Raw genomic sequence first — 17,663 nt, forward strand, 5'->3', positions numbered from 1 at the left:
GATTAAGCTATTTAATATGAATCCAATATGTGAGCGGGTATTGCTAGAAGTCAGCCAGTCTGAATTGATTGATTTGGGCGATTTAGATTTTGCGTCAACCTTGATTATTAAATCAGTATGTCGTGGGCTGAATATAGGTCGAGCCGGTATTTGGTTATTAACTGACGATAATCAGTCAATTGATTGTTTTTTATTAATAGATAATGACACCAAACAACATAATATTACCTTAACCCGATCCCAGTTTCCCAGTTACTTTAAGGCTCTTGATACAGAGAGAATTATTGCTGCCAGTGATGCTTTGACCGATCCAGCCACATACGAATTCGCTGATATCTATTTGCGCCCTAACGCAATTACCGCAATGTTGGACAGCCCTATTAGGCATGCGGGTAAGATGATCGGGATTATTTGTTGTGAGCATAAAGGTGAGATTAGGCACTGGACCTATGATGAACAAGCATTCGTGAGTTCGTTAGCCGATTTGTATGGCCGTGCAGTCAATGCTAAAAAAGTCAAAGCTTATCAAATTGAGCTTGAATCGATTAATAGTGCTTTAGAAACACAAGTTGAGAAAAGAACAGCAGAACTCAAAAGAGCCATCAAAAACTTGCAGATAACTCAAGCGAGCTTGATAGAAAATGAGAAATTAGCCGCATTGGGGAATCTTGTTGCGGGTGTTGCGCATGAAGTGAATACTCCACTAGGTATTTCGGTCACCTCCACCAGTCATTGTATTGATGAGCTCAATAAACTCAAAAAGTATTATGGGGCAGGAGATCTTGATGAACAAAAGTTTGTTGATTTCATGGACACACTGACCGACGGCCTTAATCTCGTCGAACGCAATTTGTCGCGAGCCGCTGAACTGGTCCATAACTTTAAGCGCACGGCGGCAGATCAACTTGTTATAGAGAAAGAAAATATTAACTTAACCGAGTATTTAGAACAGATTTCATCGCCATTACGACCACTCACTCGTAAGCAAGGCATTGAGCTGAATATTCAATTAGAACAACAGCTGTTTGTTAATTCTTACCCTGGTGCCATCGCGCAGATTTTTACTAATTTAGTCTCCAATTGTTTTAGACATGCTTTTCCTGAGGGATTTCCAGGCAAGAAACGCATTCTCTTAGGCGCAGAGATGTGTGGCGATGAAATAAAAATGTTCTATAAAGATAATGGTAAAGGGTTGAGTAAAGACGTTAAAAGTAAAATTTTTGAGCCATTCTTTACCACGGCACGAAATGTCGGCGGTACTGGTTTAGGCATGTCTATTGTGCATAACCTAGTAACACAAAAATTGGCCGGTAGGATTGAGATTGTTTCAGAACTTAATCAAGGTTTTGAAGTCGATATTTATATTAAAGATCTCGATTAAAGAGAATTTAAGAATAAAAAAACGCACTCGAAAGTGCGTTTTTTCCATGCTATATCAATAACTAGCCTTTTGCTGCGTTTGTCAAGAAAGCCACAATCTCATCAAATGGAATGTCTTGTTTCTCACCTGTGCGACGGTTTTTATACTCAAACACCCCAGCATCGATATTGCGATCGCCAATCACCACAACATGCGGTAGGCCAATCAGTTCCATGTCGGCAAACATAACACCTGGACGCTCTTTACGATCATCCATCAATACTTCAACACCCGCATCAGCTAAGTCTTGGTAAAGTTTTTCGGCAATGTCGGCCACACGATGTGACTTATGCATGTTCATTGGCAAAATACCTACCGTAAACGGTGCGATAGCTTCTGGCCAAATAATGCCGCGGTCATCGTTATTTTGCTCAATGGCAGCCGCCACAATACGGCTTACACCGACACCATAACAACCCATCAACAGAACTTGTGCTTTACCATTTTCATCTAACACAGTGGCATTCATGGCTTTAGAATAGCTAGTACCAAGTTGGAAGATATGTCCCACTTCAATACCACGAGCCATGGCATAGGTGCCTAGGCCATCCGGCGTTGACTCACCTTCTACAACATTACGAATGTCCGCTGAAGTGATTAAAGGTAAATCACGTTCCCAGTTAATGCCAAAATAATGCTTATCTTCAACGTTAGCACCGGCCGCAAAATCGCTCATTACAGTGACACTATGATCAATAATAATTGGCATCGTTAAGCCTACAGGCCCGATAGAGCCTGGCCCTGCGCCAACGGCTGCGCGGATTTCCGCTTCTGAAGCAAATTCAAAGGGTGAAGCGACTAATTCAAGCTTGTCGGCTTTGATTTCGTTAAGCTCATGATCGCCACGAATAACTAATGCTACCAATGGTGCTTCTTCCGTTGCACCTTTAACGATTAAGGTTTTAACCGTTTGAGTGATAACGACATCAAATTGTTCAACTAATTCTGCAATTGTTTTGGCGTTAGGTGTATCCACTAACGTCATTGTTTGAGTTGGCTCTGCACGTGTGCCGGCTGGCATTGCTGCCTCAGCTTTTTCAATGTTAGCGGCATAGTCGCTACCTGTTGAATAAGCGATTAAATCTTCACCGCTGTTAGCCAGTACATGGAATTCATGCGACATGCTACCGCCAATAGAGCCAGTGTCTGCAAGTACTGGGCGGAATGATAAGCCCATACGAGTCAGAATATTGCTGTATGCGGTGTGCATTGCATGGTAAGTGCTGTCCATGGTTTGTTGATCTAAATGGAAAGAATAGGCATCTTTCATCAAGAATTCACGTGCGCGCATGACACCAAAACGTGGACGTACTTCGTCACGGAATTTGGTTTGTACTTGGTAAAGTGTTAGCGGCAATTGCTTGTAAGAACTTAATTCTTTACGGACTAAATCGGTGATCACTTCTTCATGGGTAGGTCCCAATACAAAATCACGATTGTTGCGGTCTTGAAAACGCAATAATTCAGGACCAAACTTGTCCCAACGGCCTGTTTCAACCCATAGATCAGCTGGTTGTACTAATGGCATTAATATTTCGATAGCGCCTGTTTTGTTCATTTCTTCACGAACAATGGCTTCAACTTTACGTAATACACGTAAACCTGACGGTAACCAGCTGTAGAGACCTGAAGCATTGCGACGGATCATACCGGCACGTAACATTAACTGATGACTAATCACCTCTGCATTTGCAGGAGTTTCTTTTTGTGTTGAAAGCAGGTACTTACTAACTCGCATTACCAATGTCCAAAATAGTTGCTATGAATTAGCGTCATTTTAGCACCTGCATTAATGATGTCACCTGCTAATTCGACTCAAAAGCAGGCTTTGTGATGCTTAAATGCCAAGTTTGAGATAGCTAAGTTGAAATAACGTCATTTTTATCGATTTATCCTTGCGTTATCTCTGCTTGAGGCTATTTGTCGCGTCTATCACCAATGACTCGAGCCGGATTACCTGCAACGATGGCGTAGTCTGCTACATCTTTGGTCACAATACAGCCCATACCAATAACGGCGTAATCTCCAATCGTCACGCCATCGACAATACCTGCCTGAGCGCCAATCCACACATCCTGGCCTATTACGATACCTTTTGATGTCGCGGGTTGTTTATAAATGGGTGTAGTAGGTGACATGCCATGATTAAAAGCATAAATAGTGACGTTATTGGCTATCCGTGTTTGGTTGCCTATTGTTATGCCATGACGACCACCATCTAAGCTGCAGCCATGATTGATGGCCACTTCATTACCTAAGGTGATAGGGCCATGCAGAAATACCTCTGCTGCAATCATGCATTGATTACCGATGCTGATATCTCGCCCGGGTTCGGCAAACAGTTGTGCTTGTGGGGCAATAAAACTGTGCTCGCCAATATGAATGGTTTCCAGCTGACTCAACTGCTGTTGAATCTCATCTTGCCATGGTTTTGCCCAGGCTAAATGCTTAGGCTTGAGTGAAAAATACAGCCATGGCATCCATGATAAGCGTCGTTTGTGTTGAGCTTGGTAATCAATTTCTGCCATAGGGTTAATCCTTTAACAATGTCACTTTGGTCGGTTTAAGCTCTAGTACTTCGATACCTTGTGCTGTAACACACCAAAAAATATCTAAATCGTACAATGCAACTTGATATAGTTTGGGATCGTCTTTGGCTTTTTTATACGCGGGCCTAGGGTCTTGGGACAATACACCTTCAATAAGCGCGGCAAGATCTTGATATTGTTGTTGTTGGCTATAAAGATTAATTTGTTGACTGGCTAGGGCTGTATAAGTCAGTGGAACCAAGATAGGTGCATCTTGCGCAATACCACCTTTTGCATCAGTAATTGCATCGGAAAACGGAACATAGGGCTTAATATCAACAATTGGCGTACCGTCTAATAAATCCATACCCGATATCACCAAACACACTTTACCTTTACGTTGAACCACCCCGTGTAGCTTTACCACTGATTGGCCAATACCATTGGGGCGAAATGTAGATCGTGTGGCAAACACGCCTAGTTTTTCATTACCCCCTAGTCGAGGAGGGCGCACTGTGGTTTTCCAACCTTGGGCTAAATTCTCATGAAAACTGAATAGTAACCATAAGTGTGAATATTGCTCTATGCCTCTGACTGCATCAAGATGATTAAAATCAGGTTCAAACTCAATATAACCGACAGCATTGACTAGTCCCGGTTGACGCGGAATACCAAACTTTTGTTTATAGGGGGTTCTGCATATTGCAACTGCATTTAATTGGCTACTAAACGGCACGCTAGATTGGTTATTAATAGGAGCTGTTTGGCTGTGTTGATCGTTGCCTTGTGTCATGCGGTACCTGAATTAAACAGAAAATAGGAAATGAAAAAATCAAATATAAAAAATATTGATGAGTGTGATATGAGCACTCATCATCTATAGGCTGCGAATATACTCTATTGAGTTATTATTTTTTTGCAGCTGTTTTAATCGCTTGGCCAACGCAAAGCGCTCGACTAAAACAACTATTGTCAGCTTCAGTAATCATAAAGCAGCTTTTAACGACAAAACCATTTGCGCCTATGTCCGCTGCAGCTCTTCTGGCATTAGTGCGAGCCACTGACATTTGTGGTGGTGCATCCTGTTTGGTTTCTTGGCAGGCTTCACCTTCAATTAAACCTAATATTTCAAATGTCCCTTTGGGTTGCTCATTACCTTCGTATAACTGCACATCACCGACTTTAAAATAATCATTGATGGCTTTACTGTCTAAATTACTTTTGAACGTGTAATCACTGGCACAAGCACTCAATAATAGTGCTATGCCTGAGATTATAAATGCATATTTAAGAGAAAACGTCATGGCCGTAACCTTATTATTAATGGGTAATAGATCTGCAACAGTTAGTTTACCCTGTCTTATGGCGATGATAAAGCAATCAAATGCCACAAAAAAAGAGCTTACCTAAGTAAGCTCTTTTTTATTTTAAAGAATTAACCGTGAGATTATTCTTTAGTTAAAATATTTATTCCATGCCTGGAATTAAAAATTCGCTCATGCTTTTGCCGCTATCAACTTGTTGTTTGAATACGGTTGGCATACGACCTTGACCTGTCCATTGAATTAATTCACCGTCAATGGTGATTTGATATTTTGGTGGACGTGGTGCACGCTTTTTAGTTGATGTTTTAGCAGAGGCTGTGACTTCACCTAAATCTTCGATTGATAAACCACTGTTTTCAATTTGAGCAAGAATTTCAGCAATACGAGCATTACGCTCTGCATTGGCTTCAAGTTCTAATTTTTCTTCTTCTTCACGTTCAGTAATGATCTTTTCTAATTTTGCCGCGGTTTCGCGTAAATCATCAAGAGACAATTCTTTTACTGCAGCTTTAAAACGACGGCCGTGGGTTAGTATGTCTAAAAAATCACTCATTTTGTGTAGTTTCCTAATGATTTATTTATAAAATAAAAAGTTATCAAAGATGTTTTTTAATGTTTCAGGTAAATTTCAGTGCATCATTTGGTTTGTTGTGGTCTTTATTATTAATATAAATAACATTAACTCACTGATTATTACCAAGACAGCTTAATTAATACTGAATATAACTGTAATAATAGAAACTATTTGTCATTGAATCAAATTAAATCATCTAAATATTGAATAAATTTTAATTAATCACTTGTATCAAATAATTAATGTTCCACAGTTTGTTTTGTTTGATTGCCACCACAATCATAAAAAAAATATAAACAGTCGTTTGACTTTGATTGACGTTAACGTTAACAGGACGTAAAGTTAGCCTATCTTGCATTGGCAAACGCCAGTGTGTTGTCCACATACATTGAAGGTGTAGAAGGAAAACCTATGAAAATATTGGTGCCTGTTAAACGCGTAGTTGATGCCAATGTAAAGGTCAGGGTAAAAGCTGACAACACAAGTGTTGATACGACGAACCTTAAAATGGCGTTAAACCCATTTTGCGAAATAGCAGTTGAAGAAGCGGTTCGCTTGAAAGAATCTGGCGTAGCCACTGAAGTTATCGTGGTGAGTGTTGGCGCAAAAGCAGTGCAGGAGCAATTAAGAACTGCAATGGCATTAGGTGCTGATAGAGCCATTCATATTGAAACTGATGAAGAATTGGTGCCACTATCAATTGCGAAACTGTTAAAAGCTGTGCAAGAAAAAGAACAAGCGCAATTAATTATTTTTGGTAAGCAGTCTATTGACGGCGATAACAACCAAACTGGACAAATGTTAGCGGCACTAACTGATATGCCACAAGCGACATTTGCATCAGAAGTAAAAGTTGATGGTGATATGATCACCGTTACTCGTGAAATTGATGGCGGACTGCAAACCCTGAAAATGCCTTTACCTGCCATTGTCACGGTTGATTTACGTTTGAACGAACCTCGCTATGCTTCATTACCCAATATTATGAAAGCTAAACGCAAGCCATTAGACATTATGACTGTGGCTGATTTAGGTGTGAGCTTGAAAACACATCAAACAGTGATCAGCGTAACACCTCCGGTTGAGCGTAAAGCTGGCATTATGGTGTCTTCTGTTGAGGCGTTAGTCGATAAGTTAAAAAATGAAGCGAAGGTGATCTAACATGACCATTTTAGTATTAGCAGAACACGATAATGTGAGTTTGAAAACTGACACGGCCAAAGTCGTTAGCGCAGCTGCCGCCATTGGCGGTGATATTCATATACTGGTCGCGGGTGTTGATTGTTCTGCTGCGGTAACGGCAGCACAACACTTAGCCGGTGTGAGTAAAGTATTAGTTGCTGATGCAACTCAATATGGTGCTCAATTAGCGGAAAACGTTTCTAAGTTGGTCGTTGAGATTGCGGCTGATTACGAACATATCTTGGCTGCAGCAACCAGTATTGGTAAAGATACATTACCTCGTGTCGCAGCATTGTTAGATGTTTCTCAAATTTCAGAAGTCATTGAAGTGGTCAGTAGTGACACTTTTGTGCGTCCTATTTATGCCGGTAATGCGCTGTCGACAGTGCAGAGTTTAGATGCGAAGAAAGTCATGACTGTGCGTTCTAGTGCATTTGATGCTGTCGCGTCAACGGGCAATGCTGAAGTGGTTAACCTAAGTCAAGCTATTGATGCTCGCACTGAGTTCGTGTCTCAGTCGTTAACTGAATCAGCCCGTCCAGAGCTAGGTAATGCAGGCATTATTGTCTCTGGTGGCCGCGGCATGGGGAGTGGTGAAAACTTTGCTATTTTAGAGCAGCTAGCCGATAAGCTTGGCGCAGCAGTAGGTGCATCTCGTGCCGCTGTGGATGCTGGCTTTGTGCCTAACGATTTACAAGTGGGACAAACAGGTAAGATTGTTGCCCCTGATCTGTATATTGCTGTGGGCATTTCGGGTGCGATTCAACATCTTGCCGGAATGAAAGACTCTAAGGTGATTGTGGCAATTAACAAAGATCCTGAAGCGCCTATTTTCCAGGTGGCTGATTACGGTTTAGTCGCGGACTTATTTGAAGCCGTTCCTGCATTAAATAATCTGCTTTAATGGTATATTATTGACCCCAATTGAGTCATTAGCTTGTTTAACGTGTCGTTATACTAGTCAATCGTTCAGATTAAAAGGTTTCTACTTGGTAAAGTAGGAACCTTTTTTATTGATATTTTTATAATATGGATGTTTTTATGAGCAAAGGTGTCAGTCGGGTTATCCAGTTGCCGTTTTTGTATTCAGTGCGATAGTGTGCATTTGCATTAGAAACGTTAAACTAATGCTATTAAATTGTGGCTGTAGTTAATAATATTGTTATTTGTGCTGTAGTTTAGGACTTTTTTGCTGGTATAGAGCGTGTGGTTTATGATTGTATGTGCGCGCTGTTTGTAATGGGCTATTTATGATTACAAATACAAAAGTAGAGGTGCATTGCATAATAGTCAGGTTGAATTGGGTGATGCCAATAATTCAACCTAAAAGGATGCAATGCCGAAATAAGTGAGGTGATCGCCCTCATTTGTTGGGCCAGTTCTCGAAAGGGGCTGTACTGTCATAGTGTTTTTATCTACGTGATAAAAATAATGATATTCATATTAAATGGATATTTCTGTGGAGTGCTACTAGATAAGTTAACCCATATACTTTCTGTGTATGGCGAGTCTTATTTCTAGTTTTTCTCTATTCGTATCCAACGAAGAAATAATTAAATTATGATAATAAGTTATGCCGATTCGGCACTTTCTGTTTTGCCACCACTTTTGGCAATTACACTGGCTATTTTAACCCGTAAGGTATTGCTGTCTTTGGGGTTAGGTATTATTTTTGGTGCCTTATTGCTGACCGATTTTTCATTGGTTGGCAGCAGCGAATATATTTTAAGTACAGCGAGTCAGCTCGTTTGGAAAGATGCTGCACTGAATAGTTGGAACGTATATATCTTAGGTTTTTTGGTTGTGCTGGGCATGATAACCGCATTGATCACCGTTAGTGGTTCTGCTCGTGCTTTTGCTGATTGGGCCAAACTGCGCATTCGTAATAAGCGCGATGCTAAGTTAATGACCATTTTTTTAGGCTGTGTAGTCTTTATTGATGACTACTTCAATAGTTTAGTCGTAGGTTCTATTTCAAGGCCTATCACGGACAGATACCATATTTCACGCGCAAAACTTGCCTATATTTTAGATTCTACCGCGGCACCGATTTGCGTTATTTCTCCGGTATCGAGCTGGGGAGCCTATATTATTGCGCTTATTGGCGGCATTCTAACTGCACATGGTTTTGCTGACTCAGGTCATTTAAGTGTCTTTATACAGATGATCCCGATGAACTTTTATGCCGTGTTCTCATTATTATTACTAGTGTGTGTGGCGACGTTCAGTTTAAACATAGGACCGATGCGTCAGCATGAATTAAATGCACTTCGTGGTGAGTTGTATGATGAATCAAAAGGCCAACCACCGGGAGCGGTTACTGATTTACCTGAAGCTGATACCGGTAAAGTGATTGGTTTATTTTTACCGATTGCGATATTAGTATTTGCGACCCTTTATTTTATGGTCTCTAGTGGGGCAGAAGCATTAGCGGCTAAAGAGCAGATGTTTAGTGTACTAGGTGCATTTGAAAATACTGATGTGAGTTCATCATTGTTTTTTGGTTCTATCGTCGGTTTGATTGCGACAGTGTTGTTGGCATTTCAACAGAAAGTAGAGCTGTCTATGTTGCTCAAAGGCATGTCTGTTGGTGCTCGTTCAATGTTACCCGCTATTTATATTTTATTGTTCGCTTGGACGATATCAAGTGTCATTGGTCAGCTTGAAACCGGTAAGTTCATGGCCAGTTTAGCAACTGATAATATTCCGTTTGCGCTATTGCCTGCCATGTTATTTCTATTGGCTGGGATCACCGCATTTTCAACGGGAACGAGTTGGGGAACCTTCGGTATTATGTTGCCTATAGCGGCCGATATGGCGATGGGAAGTGATAGCTCCATGATGCTACCTATGCTAGCAGCTGTGCTTTCTGGTGCCGTATTTGGTGACCATTGCTCACCTATTTCCGATACCACTATTTTGTCATCAACGGGGGCGAGCTGCCATCATATCGATCATGTGGTGACCCAGCTTCCTTATGCACTTATCGCTGCATTGATTAGTTTCGTCGGTTATATTGTGCTTGGGTTTACGGGCTCGTTAATGGCTGGATTGATTTGTTGTAGTGCGTTGTTTCTTATCAGTATCCTAGTATTGTACTTTTGGGCAAAAAAGTAATGCTACATCCTGATACTTATGAGTAATAAGCCGATCGATTAAGCTTTGAAAAAATGCCGTATACATAACGAATACGGCATTTTTGTTTGTTGTTGCTAAGTTAAAAAAGGTAATATGGACGGTACTGACTGTCTAACCATTAGGACGCTATATTTTGGCGCAACTGTACTTTTATTATTCGGCGATGAATGCCGGTAAATCAACTTCGTTACTGCAGTCTTCTTATAATTATCGTGAGCGCGGTATGCATACCTTAGTGATGACAGCATCAATAGATAATCGATATGGTATTGGCAAAGTGTCTTCGCGTATTGGGATTGAAACCGATGCCCAGGTGTTTGGTAGTACTGACAATTTAATTGAGCTGATTTCGACATCCAATGACGAGCAAAAAATTCACTGCGTACTGATTGATGAGTGTCAGTTTTTAAGTAAAGAGCAGGTTAGGCAGATAACCTATGTTGTCGATAATCTCGATATCCCCGTATTATGTTATGGATTACGTAATGATTTTCAGGGTGAGTTGTTTTCAGGCAGCCATTACTTGCTCGCTTGGGCAGATAAGCTCGTTGAATTAAAAACCATTTGTCATTGTGGCCGTAAAGCCAATATGGTGGTTCGCCTTGATCATGAAGGTAATCCTATGCGCGAAGGTGAACAAGTGGAGATTGGCGGTAACGAGAGTTACGAGTCGGTTTGTCGTAAGCATTTTCGCGAGTTTTTGTGGGATTAGTTGGCCATTAATGACGTATTAGAATTACGTTCGCGACCGCTACAGAATAAACAAAGCCGCTTAAATTAACATTGAAGCGGCTTTGTTATTTGTGTTTTAGGTGCTTATGTTTTAGTTGCTTATGTTGAGATTAAAAGTCAGCTGCTGCGAAATTGACAATATCAGCACTGCTAGCTTCAATTTGTTTGCGTAAGCTGCGAGTTTGGCTGCCCCAATAGCTCATGAAGAATTTTGCCGTATTAAGTTTAGCTTGATAAAACTCACTTTCTTCAGTACCAGCTTCTAATGCTGCCAATGATGTTGCCGCCACACGGGTCCACATCCAAGCCAGAGCGGTAATGCCAAAGAGTTGCATATATGGCATTGATGCTGCGCCAATAAGGTCTGGGTTTTTACTGGCCGATTGAACAATAAAACCAGTGGCTTTTTCAAGATCGCCCGCAGCGTCCATTAATCCTGCAAGATAGGGCTTCATGGCTTCGTTGCCGGAATTATCTTGAATTAACTGTTTTACCATGCCTGACCATAACGTCAATGCTGCACCTTTGTCGCTCAGTAATTTACGGCCTACTAAATCCAAAGCCTGAACGCCATTTGTGCCTTCATAAATCATTGCGATACGAATATCACGCACATACTGCTCCATACCCCATTCATTAATATAGCCATGACCGCCATAAACCTGCTGCGCATCTACGCATGCTTTAAAGCCTTGGTCGGTAACGAAACCTTTAACAATCGGTGTAAATAAAGCCGCCAGGGCATTTGCTTGTTTGGCTTTTTCCGGGTCAGTATGACGTTCTACTTGGTCAAGCCATAATGCCTGTTGGCCCATTAACGCACGTGTTCCTTCATTGAAAGACTTTTGCGATAACAGCATACGTCTTATGTCACCATGGACTAATAATGAGTCTGCGGCTTGTTCAGGCTGTTTAACACCACTTAATGCACGACCTTGAATGCGCTCTTTGGCATAAACAAGTGCATTTTGGTAAGCAATATCAGATACGCCTAAACCCTGAATACCGACACCCAGACGTGCTTGGTTCATCATGGTGAACATGGCTTTTAAGCCCTGATGTGGTGCACCAACTAATTCGCCAATTGCGCCATCAAAATGCATGACACAAGTTGAGTTACCGTGAATGCCCATTTTGTGTTCCAGACCCGTCGCACTCAGCGTATTGGCGTCACCTAAACTGCCGTCGGCATTGACTAAAAATTTCGGTACCGCAAATAATGAAATGCCTTTAACACCTTCTGGTGCATCGGGTAGGCGCGCTAATACTAAGTGAATAATATTATCAGCAAGATCGTGATCACCAGATGAAATAAAGATTTTCTCGCCGCTAATGGCAAACAGCTCATCTCCGGCAGGAATAGCTTTAGTGCGCAATAACGCTAAATCGGTACCAGCATGCGATTCAGTTAAGTTCATGGTTCCAGTCCATTCACCACTGACCAGTTTAGCTAAATACTTTTGTTTTAGTGCATCGCTGCCATGGACATGAATAGCAGAATAAGCGCCATGAGTTAACCCAGGATACATAGCAAAAGCCATGTTGGTCGCGGTTTTCATTTCGGTGGCAAAGGTACCAATCACTTCTGGCAGGCCTTGGCCGCCAAATTCAGGATCGCAGGTTAGTGTGGCCCAGCCATCTTCGACATACTGCTTGTAAGCTTGCTTAAACCCAGAAGGGGTGATGACTTTACCGTCAACCAATTTACAACCTTCCAAGTCACCGCTTGCATTGAGTGGCAACATGATGTCGGTAGTAAAGTCGGCGACACCTTGTAAAATCGCATCAGTTAAATCTGCATCTAATTCATCAAAACCACGTAAGTCAGTTTGTTGATAGACATTAAGCAGTTCAGACAGAATGAATTGATAATCACGCAGGGGAGCTTGGTAAATTGGCATAAGGTCATTCCTTGGTTATGGGGTCGTTAAGTTTGGTCGCGGCAACAAGGTATCGTCTTGTTACTGGTCCAATCAGATTATGTTAGTTCAGCTAACATAACCAATTTCGAGTAAAAACTCAGTATTATTTTTACGTAAGCGTAAACTTATTTTGGTGCGTGAAATGTACCGATTTATTTACTCTTCAATATCCGAGTGACTTATTTGTTGTAATACCTTCTTCAGGCTTGGAAAGATCAACAAGTGTTCGCGAAACGATTATCTGAAATGCACATGAATACATAATGGCAACACTCCGGTCTATAAAGGTTAATACATAAAAATAATCCATAAATAGGCGCGTTATGAAATTTGTTTGGTCAGTAGTCAGTATATCTGCATTGCTATTATTGTCTTTTATATCCCAAAGCACAGCCGATGCTGCTGCGAAAGTGGATGACTCTGTTGCTACTAACTTTGAATTAATGACCTCTGATGGCCAATCATTTACTCTACATGATTACGCCGGTAAACCGGTTATTTTGCATTTTTGGGCCACCTGGTGTCCATATTGTAAAAAGCTGCAACCCGGTTTAGAAAAACTACGACTTAACTACCAACACACTGACTTGCAAATGATTGGTATTAGTTTTAGCGAAGATGCTGGCGCCAATCCAGGGCAGAGTTTGCTCGATCGAGGTATAAAAATGACCACGCTGGTTTTAGGTGATGAGGTTGCTAAGTTGTATGGCATAACAGGTACCCCAACAACAGTGTTTATTGACCGAAGTGGCCACATTGCATGGATGAGCAATACGTCTGATCCTGACGACCCTAATTTGGATAAAGCGATACAGTTTTTATTAAAATAGCCATGATGAAAAGCCGATTATTGTTTGCTCATTTATGATAGGTCATTGAGCTGATTATATTTATTCGGCTTGTTTACTTGAGGTATATTTTAAAAGAAGCGGCCCTATCAGGGTCGTTAGGGCGATAACCATGACTAATATGGCAAACTCTTTGGCTTGAATGACATCAAGTTGGCGTCCCATCTCTGCAAATACTAATCCTACTTCACCTCTAGGTACCATTGCTGAACCCACAATCATTTTTTCGTGCCAGTTTGAGCTGGCCAACAATCCGGCCATGAATTTACTTGCTACGGCGATAAAAGTTAACCAAGCGAGTAATAGTAAGCCCATGAAGCTCATATCAAGTTGACTTAGATCCAGGCTGATGCCGACATAAACGAAAAAAATTGGGCTAAAGAGCTGTACTAGCGGCTTTGCTGATTGTTCCAGTTTGTGGGTATAGCTAAAGGGGTTTTTAAGGTATTGATTAAATGGCGAGGTAAATTGTCGTGACAAGCCCATTCCGACGGCAAAGCCACCTAAAATAGCCGGGGTACCAAACCAATGAGCTAACCAGGCAAATAAGCAAATCATTGCCGTGACAACAAACACTTCATAACCGGGAATGCGTGTTTTAAGGTGAAGCCAGCGGGTTAAATAAATTATCACTCTGACCAGTGGCGGGCTGAAAATGATAAAGCTGGCTATCATGATAAATAATACTAAGGTTGAGCTTACGGCTAATTCTCCAGATGAGGCGAAATTAAACAACACGCTCAGTAGTATCACGCCAACGATATCATCGATAACCGCAGCCCCTAGAATAATTTGCCCAGCCGCACTTTGAGTTTGATTATTGAGTGCTAAAACTCGCATTGAAATACCAATGCTGGTGGCCGTTAATGCGCAACCAAAAAATAATGCAGTAAAAGGAGGTAGAGAAAGCCAATACAGGCTGGCCAATCCTGTGACGATTAAGGGTATTACAATGCCTAACAATGCAACACTTACGGCTTTAGTACCAGAATGGGCAAGCTTTTTGATAGAGGTTTCACAGCCAATATCAAATAATAAAAAAATCACCCCCAGTTCTGCGATGATGGCTAATGTGCTATGAGGTACAACCCAATTGAGTAGTGACGGGCCAATTAATATCCCCGCAGTGACTTCACCCACTACGCTGGGAAATCCTAATCGGTCACTAAGCTCACCTAGCAATCTGCCCACAACAAGAATGAGAAAAAGTGACATTACAAAGCTGTTTATTGCCATTTATCCTCCTTCAGGTTAGGCAATATGTTATTGATTTGTGTGAACCCAATAAAGTTGATGTTGATCAATTTTAGTTGCGATACTTAAGCACAAACTTACGCTATTAGCTAAGCTAAAGATAGTTACTAGCTCACGTTTACTGAGTTTCTAATCGCAGAATATAAGGCAATGTTTGATAAGTATAATCTTAATATTTACATATGCTTGTCACGGTAAGAATATAGAAAAGATCTGAAATAAGGAGGTTTATATGAACAAAATGTTTGTTATCGCACAAATGGAACAAGCGCATATTGATGCCGTCGCGATTGGATTATCATTAGCCAAGCAGATGAACAAGCAGGCTGAAGTTTTTGCTTATACTTACGCCTATTTAAGTGCCACAGACAGTGATCAACCACGACTTGCTGGAGTGGTGCAAAAGCAGTTAATGCAACAACAAGAAGCGCAACTTCAGCAGCACTTAGATTCGCTTGATGCCGAAGATGTGCCGTTACATGTGATATGGAGTAAGTATCTTTTTGAACATGCTTGTCATCACTCTGCTCGCCATAGCTTTGATCTTATGGTTAAAGCTGTCCATCATTCTGATCATTATCTGCCTACTGATTGGCAGTTAATTCGCCATACCAAAATCCCACTATTACTCCTTACAAACAACCCACTTAATACCGGTAACACCACGCTAATTTCAATCGATTTAGGTACTAAAAATCCGACTAAGCAACGGCTTAATGACGCCGTTATTACTAATGGCCTGCAGCTTGCTAAAGCGACTGGAACACAGTTGCATGTGGCTTATGTGTTACGAATTCCGCAAATTGTTCGCGACATGGATTTGCTCGACATTAATGCTTTAGTTAAAAAAGCGTATGCAGAACATCAGCAAAAAATTGCTGACATAGGAGTTGACGCTGATTGTATGCATATTATCTCGGGTGAGCCTGAACTGTGTTTGTTTGAACTGGCATGTCGGTTAAAAAGCCAATATTTTGTGATTGGTGCGCGGCAACGGCAAGGATTACTAGGGCGCATTATTGGTAATACAGCGGAATCTATTTTGAGCCGGATGCGCAGTAATGTGTTGGTGATCCCAGCAGAAGATTAAATCGACAATATCACCACTCATAGCGTCGCCATTTAAGCCTATTTCATCGTTGAAAAATGCTCATTTAAACTATAAAACTGCGCATTTTTTCCTTGAACTCAGCATAAATGGCTTAGCCTGTGCATTTACATTTTGATATTCACATCTCAAAGTAGAAAAGGGGCTGAGTCGCTACAGTAGTCATATTAAAATAAAGGTATAAAAAAGCCCGCATCATTAAGTTAAATTGGCGGGCTTGGTTGATCTTAACTGTTTAATAGAAATTAAAAGGTCATTTCCGGTACGTGGTCTGGTACCACTAACTTACCTGCTGTTTTAGCAACAATTTCATCAACCGTCACACCGGGCGCGCGTTCAAGTAAATGAAACGCACCATCTTTAATTTCGATAAAGGCTAAATCTGTCATCACCCGTTTAATACAGCCATAACCCGTTAATGGTAACTCGCAGGTTGATAATAGTTTCGAGTTGCCGTATTTGTCCGCATGCATCATGGTGACAATAATATTGTCGGCGCCCGCGACTAAATCCATGGCGCCGCCCATACCTTTAATCAGTTTGCCTGGGATCATCCATGAGGCGATAGAGCCGTTAACATCCACTTCAAATGCGCCCAGTACCGTGAGGTCGACATGGCCGCCACGGATCATGGCAAAGCTTTCTGCTGATGAAAAGAATGACGCGCCTGCAACCGCGGTTACCGTTTGCTTGCCAGCGTTGATAAGATCGGCATCGATGTTGTCTTCGGTAGGAAATTCGCCCATACCCAGTAAACCATTTTCAGATTGCAACATTACTTGTATGCCGTGTGGAATATAGTTAGCGACTAGGGTAGGGATACCGATACCTAGGTTAACATAAAAGCCATCTTGTAATTCTTTTGCTACGCGCTGGGCGAGTTGTTCTCTGGTCAGTGCCATGGTGTTGTCTCCCTTATTTCGCAGCTTTGACGGTACGTTGCTCGATACGTTTTTCAAAGCTAGCTTTGATCACGCGATCGACATAAATACCCGGTGTATGAATATGGTCTGGATCGAGTTCACCAGGTGCAACAATTTCTTCGGCTTCAACTACGGTAATTTTACCTGCGGTGGCCATCATCGGATTAAAGTTTGCTGCGGTTTTGCGAAACACTAAGTTACCCATAGTGTCCGCTTTCCACGCGCGAATTAAAGCAAAGTCAGCGGTCAATGATTCTTCTAATACGTAGTGACGCCCTTTGATTTCACGGGTTTCTTTACCGTCGGCAATCGGCGTGCCGTAACCTGTGGCGGTAAAGAATGCCGGAATACCGGCGCCGCCGGCACGGATTTTTTCAGCCAGTGTGCCTTGCGGGGTTAAGATAACGTTGAGCTCGCCGGATAACATTTGCTGTTCAAAGGTGGCGTTTTCTCCTACGTAAGAGGCAATCATGGTTGAAATTTGGTGCTGTTTCAGTAACAGTCCTAAGCCAAAGTTATCAACCCCAGCATTATTTGAAATGGCGGTTAAGCCTTTAACATCCATTGTCACCATATGATTAATTAAGCCTTCAGGAATGCCACACAATCCAAAGCCGCCGACCATAATGGTCATATCATCTTTCAGTCCTGCTAGCGCTTCTTCATAGCTGTGGACGACTTTATTGAAACCTGCCATCTTGTTGTCCTT

General features: G+C 41.6%; 16 protein-coding genes and 1 riboswitch. Of the genes, 7 read left to right on the plus strand and 9 right to left on the minus strand.

The genetic code is table 11. From position 1 onward, the window contains the following. Positions 1-16 precede the first annotated feature (16 nt). Complete coding sequence (locus H5164_RS02095; protein ID WP_182723266.1) at positions 17-1,381, plus strand: sensor histidine kinase; 1,365 nt, start codon at positions 17-19, stop codon at positions 1,379-1,381. A gap of 61 nt (positions 1,382-1,442) precedes the next feature. Here H5164_RS02095 and H5164_RS02100 read toward each other — a convergent pair whose 3' ends face one another. The 5 genes from H5164_RS02100 to H5164_RS02120 form a co-directional block, all read right to left on the minus strand. After that, complete coding sequence (locus H5164_RS02100) at positions 1,443-3,158, minus strand: proline--tRNA ligase (protein ID WP_124017981.1); 1,716 nt, start codon at positions 3,156-3,158, stop codon at positions 1,443-1,445. A 178-nt stretch (positions 3,159-3,336) separates the two neighbouring features. Further along, the gene (locus H5164_RS02105; protein WP_124017982.1) at positions 3,337-3,948 is read right to left on the minus strand and encodes a DapH/DapD/GlmU-related protein; all 612 of its coding nucleotides are present in this window, start codon (positions 3,946-3,948) and stop codon (positions 3,337-3,339) included. A 4-nt stretch (positions 3,949-3,952) separates the two neighbouring features. Continuing rightward, positions 3,953-4,741: a tRNA (N6-threonylcarbamoyladenosine(37)-N6)-methyltransferase TrmO gene (gene tsaA / locus H5164_RS02110; protein WP_220487626.1), complete on the minus strand. Its 789-nt coding sequence runs from the start codon at positions 4,739-4,741 to the stop codon at positions 3,953-3,955. A gap of 115 nt (positions 4,742-4,856) precedes the next feature. Continuing rightward, positions 4,857-5,252 (minus strand): Rcs stress response system protein RcsF, encoded by a 396-nt coding sequence (gene rcsF / locus H5164_RS02115; protein ID WP_124017983.1) that lies wholly within the window; start codon positions 5,250-5,252, stop codon positions 4,857-4,859. A 163-nt stretch (positions 5,253-5,415) separates the two neighbouring features. Beyond that, complete coding sequence (locus H5164_RS02120; protein ID WP_124017984.1) at positions 5,416-5,826, minus strand: H-NS family nucleoid-associated regulatory protein; 411 nt, start codon at positions 5,824-5,826, stop codon at positions 5,416-5,418. 432 nt (positions 5,827-6,258) lie between these two features. Here H5164_RS02120 and H5164_RS02125 point away from each other — a divergent pair, with 432 nt between their 5' ends. The 4 genes from H5164_RS02125 to H5164_RS02140 all read left to right on the plus strand — a co-directional run bounded on the left by H5164_RS02125 (position 6,259) and on the right by H5164_RS02140 (position 10,879). Further along, positions 6,259-7,008, plus strand: coding sequence for an electron transfer flavoprotein subunit beta/FixA family protein (locus H5164_RS02125; protein WP_182742700.1), 750 nt, complete (start codon positions 6,259-6,261; stop codon positions 7,006-7,008). 1 nt (position 7,009) lies between these two features. Further along, positions 7,010-7,933, plus strand: coding sequence for an electron transfer flavoprotein subunit alpha/FixB family protein (locus tag H5164_RS02130; RefSeq protein ID WP_182754571.1), 924 nt, complete (start codon positions 7,010-7,012; stop codon positions 7,931-7,933). A gap of 357 nt (positions 7,934-8,290) precedes the next feature. Continuing rightward, positions 8,291-8,507, plus strand: a riboswitch (Lysine riboswitch). Positions 8,508-8,589: 82 nt separating this feature from the next. Continuing rightward, positions 8,590-10,146 (plus strand): Na+/H+ antiporter NhaC family protein, encoded by a 1,557-nt coding sequence (locus H5164_RS02135; RefSeq protein ID WP_220492629.1) that lies wholly within the window; start codon positions 8,590-8,592, stop codon positions 10,144-10,146. Positions 10,147-10,300: 154 nt separating this feature from the next. Then, the gene (locus tag H5164_RS02140; RefSeq protein ID WP_124017988.1) at positions 10,301-10,879 is read left to right on the plus strand and encodes a thymidine kinase; all 579 of its coding nucleotides are present in this window, start codon (positions 10,301-10,303) and stop codon (positions 10,877-10,879) included. A 130-nt stretch (positions 10,880-11,009) separates the two neighbouring features. On the opposite strand, the gene H5164_RS02145 is transcribed toward H5164_RS02140, so the two are convergent. After that, positions 11,010-12,800, minus strand: a complete 1,791-nt coding sequence (locus H5164_RS02145; protein ID WP_182698102.1) for an acyl-CoA dehydrogenase C-terminal domain-containing protein — start codon at positions 12,798-12,800, stop codon at positions 11,010-11,012. 344 nt (positions 12,801-13,144) lie between these two features. On the opposite strand from H5164_RS02145, the gene H5164_RS02150 reads away from it, so the two are divergent. Then, the gene (locus tag H5164_RS02150; protein ID WP_182754573.1) at positions 13,145-13,651 is read left to right on the plus strand and encodes a TlpA family protein disulfide reductase; all 507 of its coding nucleotides are present in this window, start codon (positions 13,145-13,147) and stop codon (positions 13,649-13,651) included. A 60-nt stretch (positions 13,652-13,711) separates the two neighbouring features. Here the strand turns inward: H5164_RS02150 and H5164_RS02155 are convergent, their stop codons facing one another. Further along, positions 13,712-14,905 (minus strand): cation:proton antiporter, encoded by a 1,194-nt coding sequence (locus tag H5164_RS02155; RefSeq protein WP_182754575.1) that lies wholly within the window; start codon positions 14,903-14,905, stop codon positions 13,712-13,714. A gap of 250 nt (positions 14,906-15,155) precedes the next feature. Here H5164_RS02155 and H5164_RS02160 point away from each other — a divergent pair, with 250 nt between their 5' ends. Continuing rightward, positions 15,156-16,013 (plus strand): universal stress protein, encoded by an 858-nt coding sequence (locus H5164_RS02160; protein ID WP_182754578.1) that lies wholly within the window; start codon positions 15,156-15,158, stop codon positions 16,011-16,013. 263 nt (positions 16,014-16,276) lie between these two features. Here the strand turns inward: H5164_RS02160 and H5164_RS02165 are convergent, their stop codons facing one another. Continuing rightward, entirely contained in the window at positions 16,277-16,933 is a 657-nt protein-coding gene (locus tag H5164_RS02165; protein WP_124017993.1) for a 3-oxoacid CoA-transferase subunit B, read from the minus strand. Between the two features lie 13 nt (positions 16,934-16,946). Next, positions 16,947-17,651: a CoA transferase subunit A gene (locus H5164_RS02170; protein WP_124017994.1), complete on the minus strand. Its 705-nt coding sequence runs from the start codon at positions 17,649-17,651 to the stop codon at positions 16,947-16,949. Positions 17,652-17,663 lie beyond the last annotated feature (12 nt).

The sequence above is a fragment of the Shewanella sp. SG41-3 genome, from assembly GCF_014164545.1.
GTDB lineage: Bacteria > Pseudomonadota > Gammaproteobacteria > Enterobacterales > Shewanellaceae > Shewanella > Shewanella vesiculosa.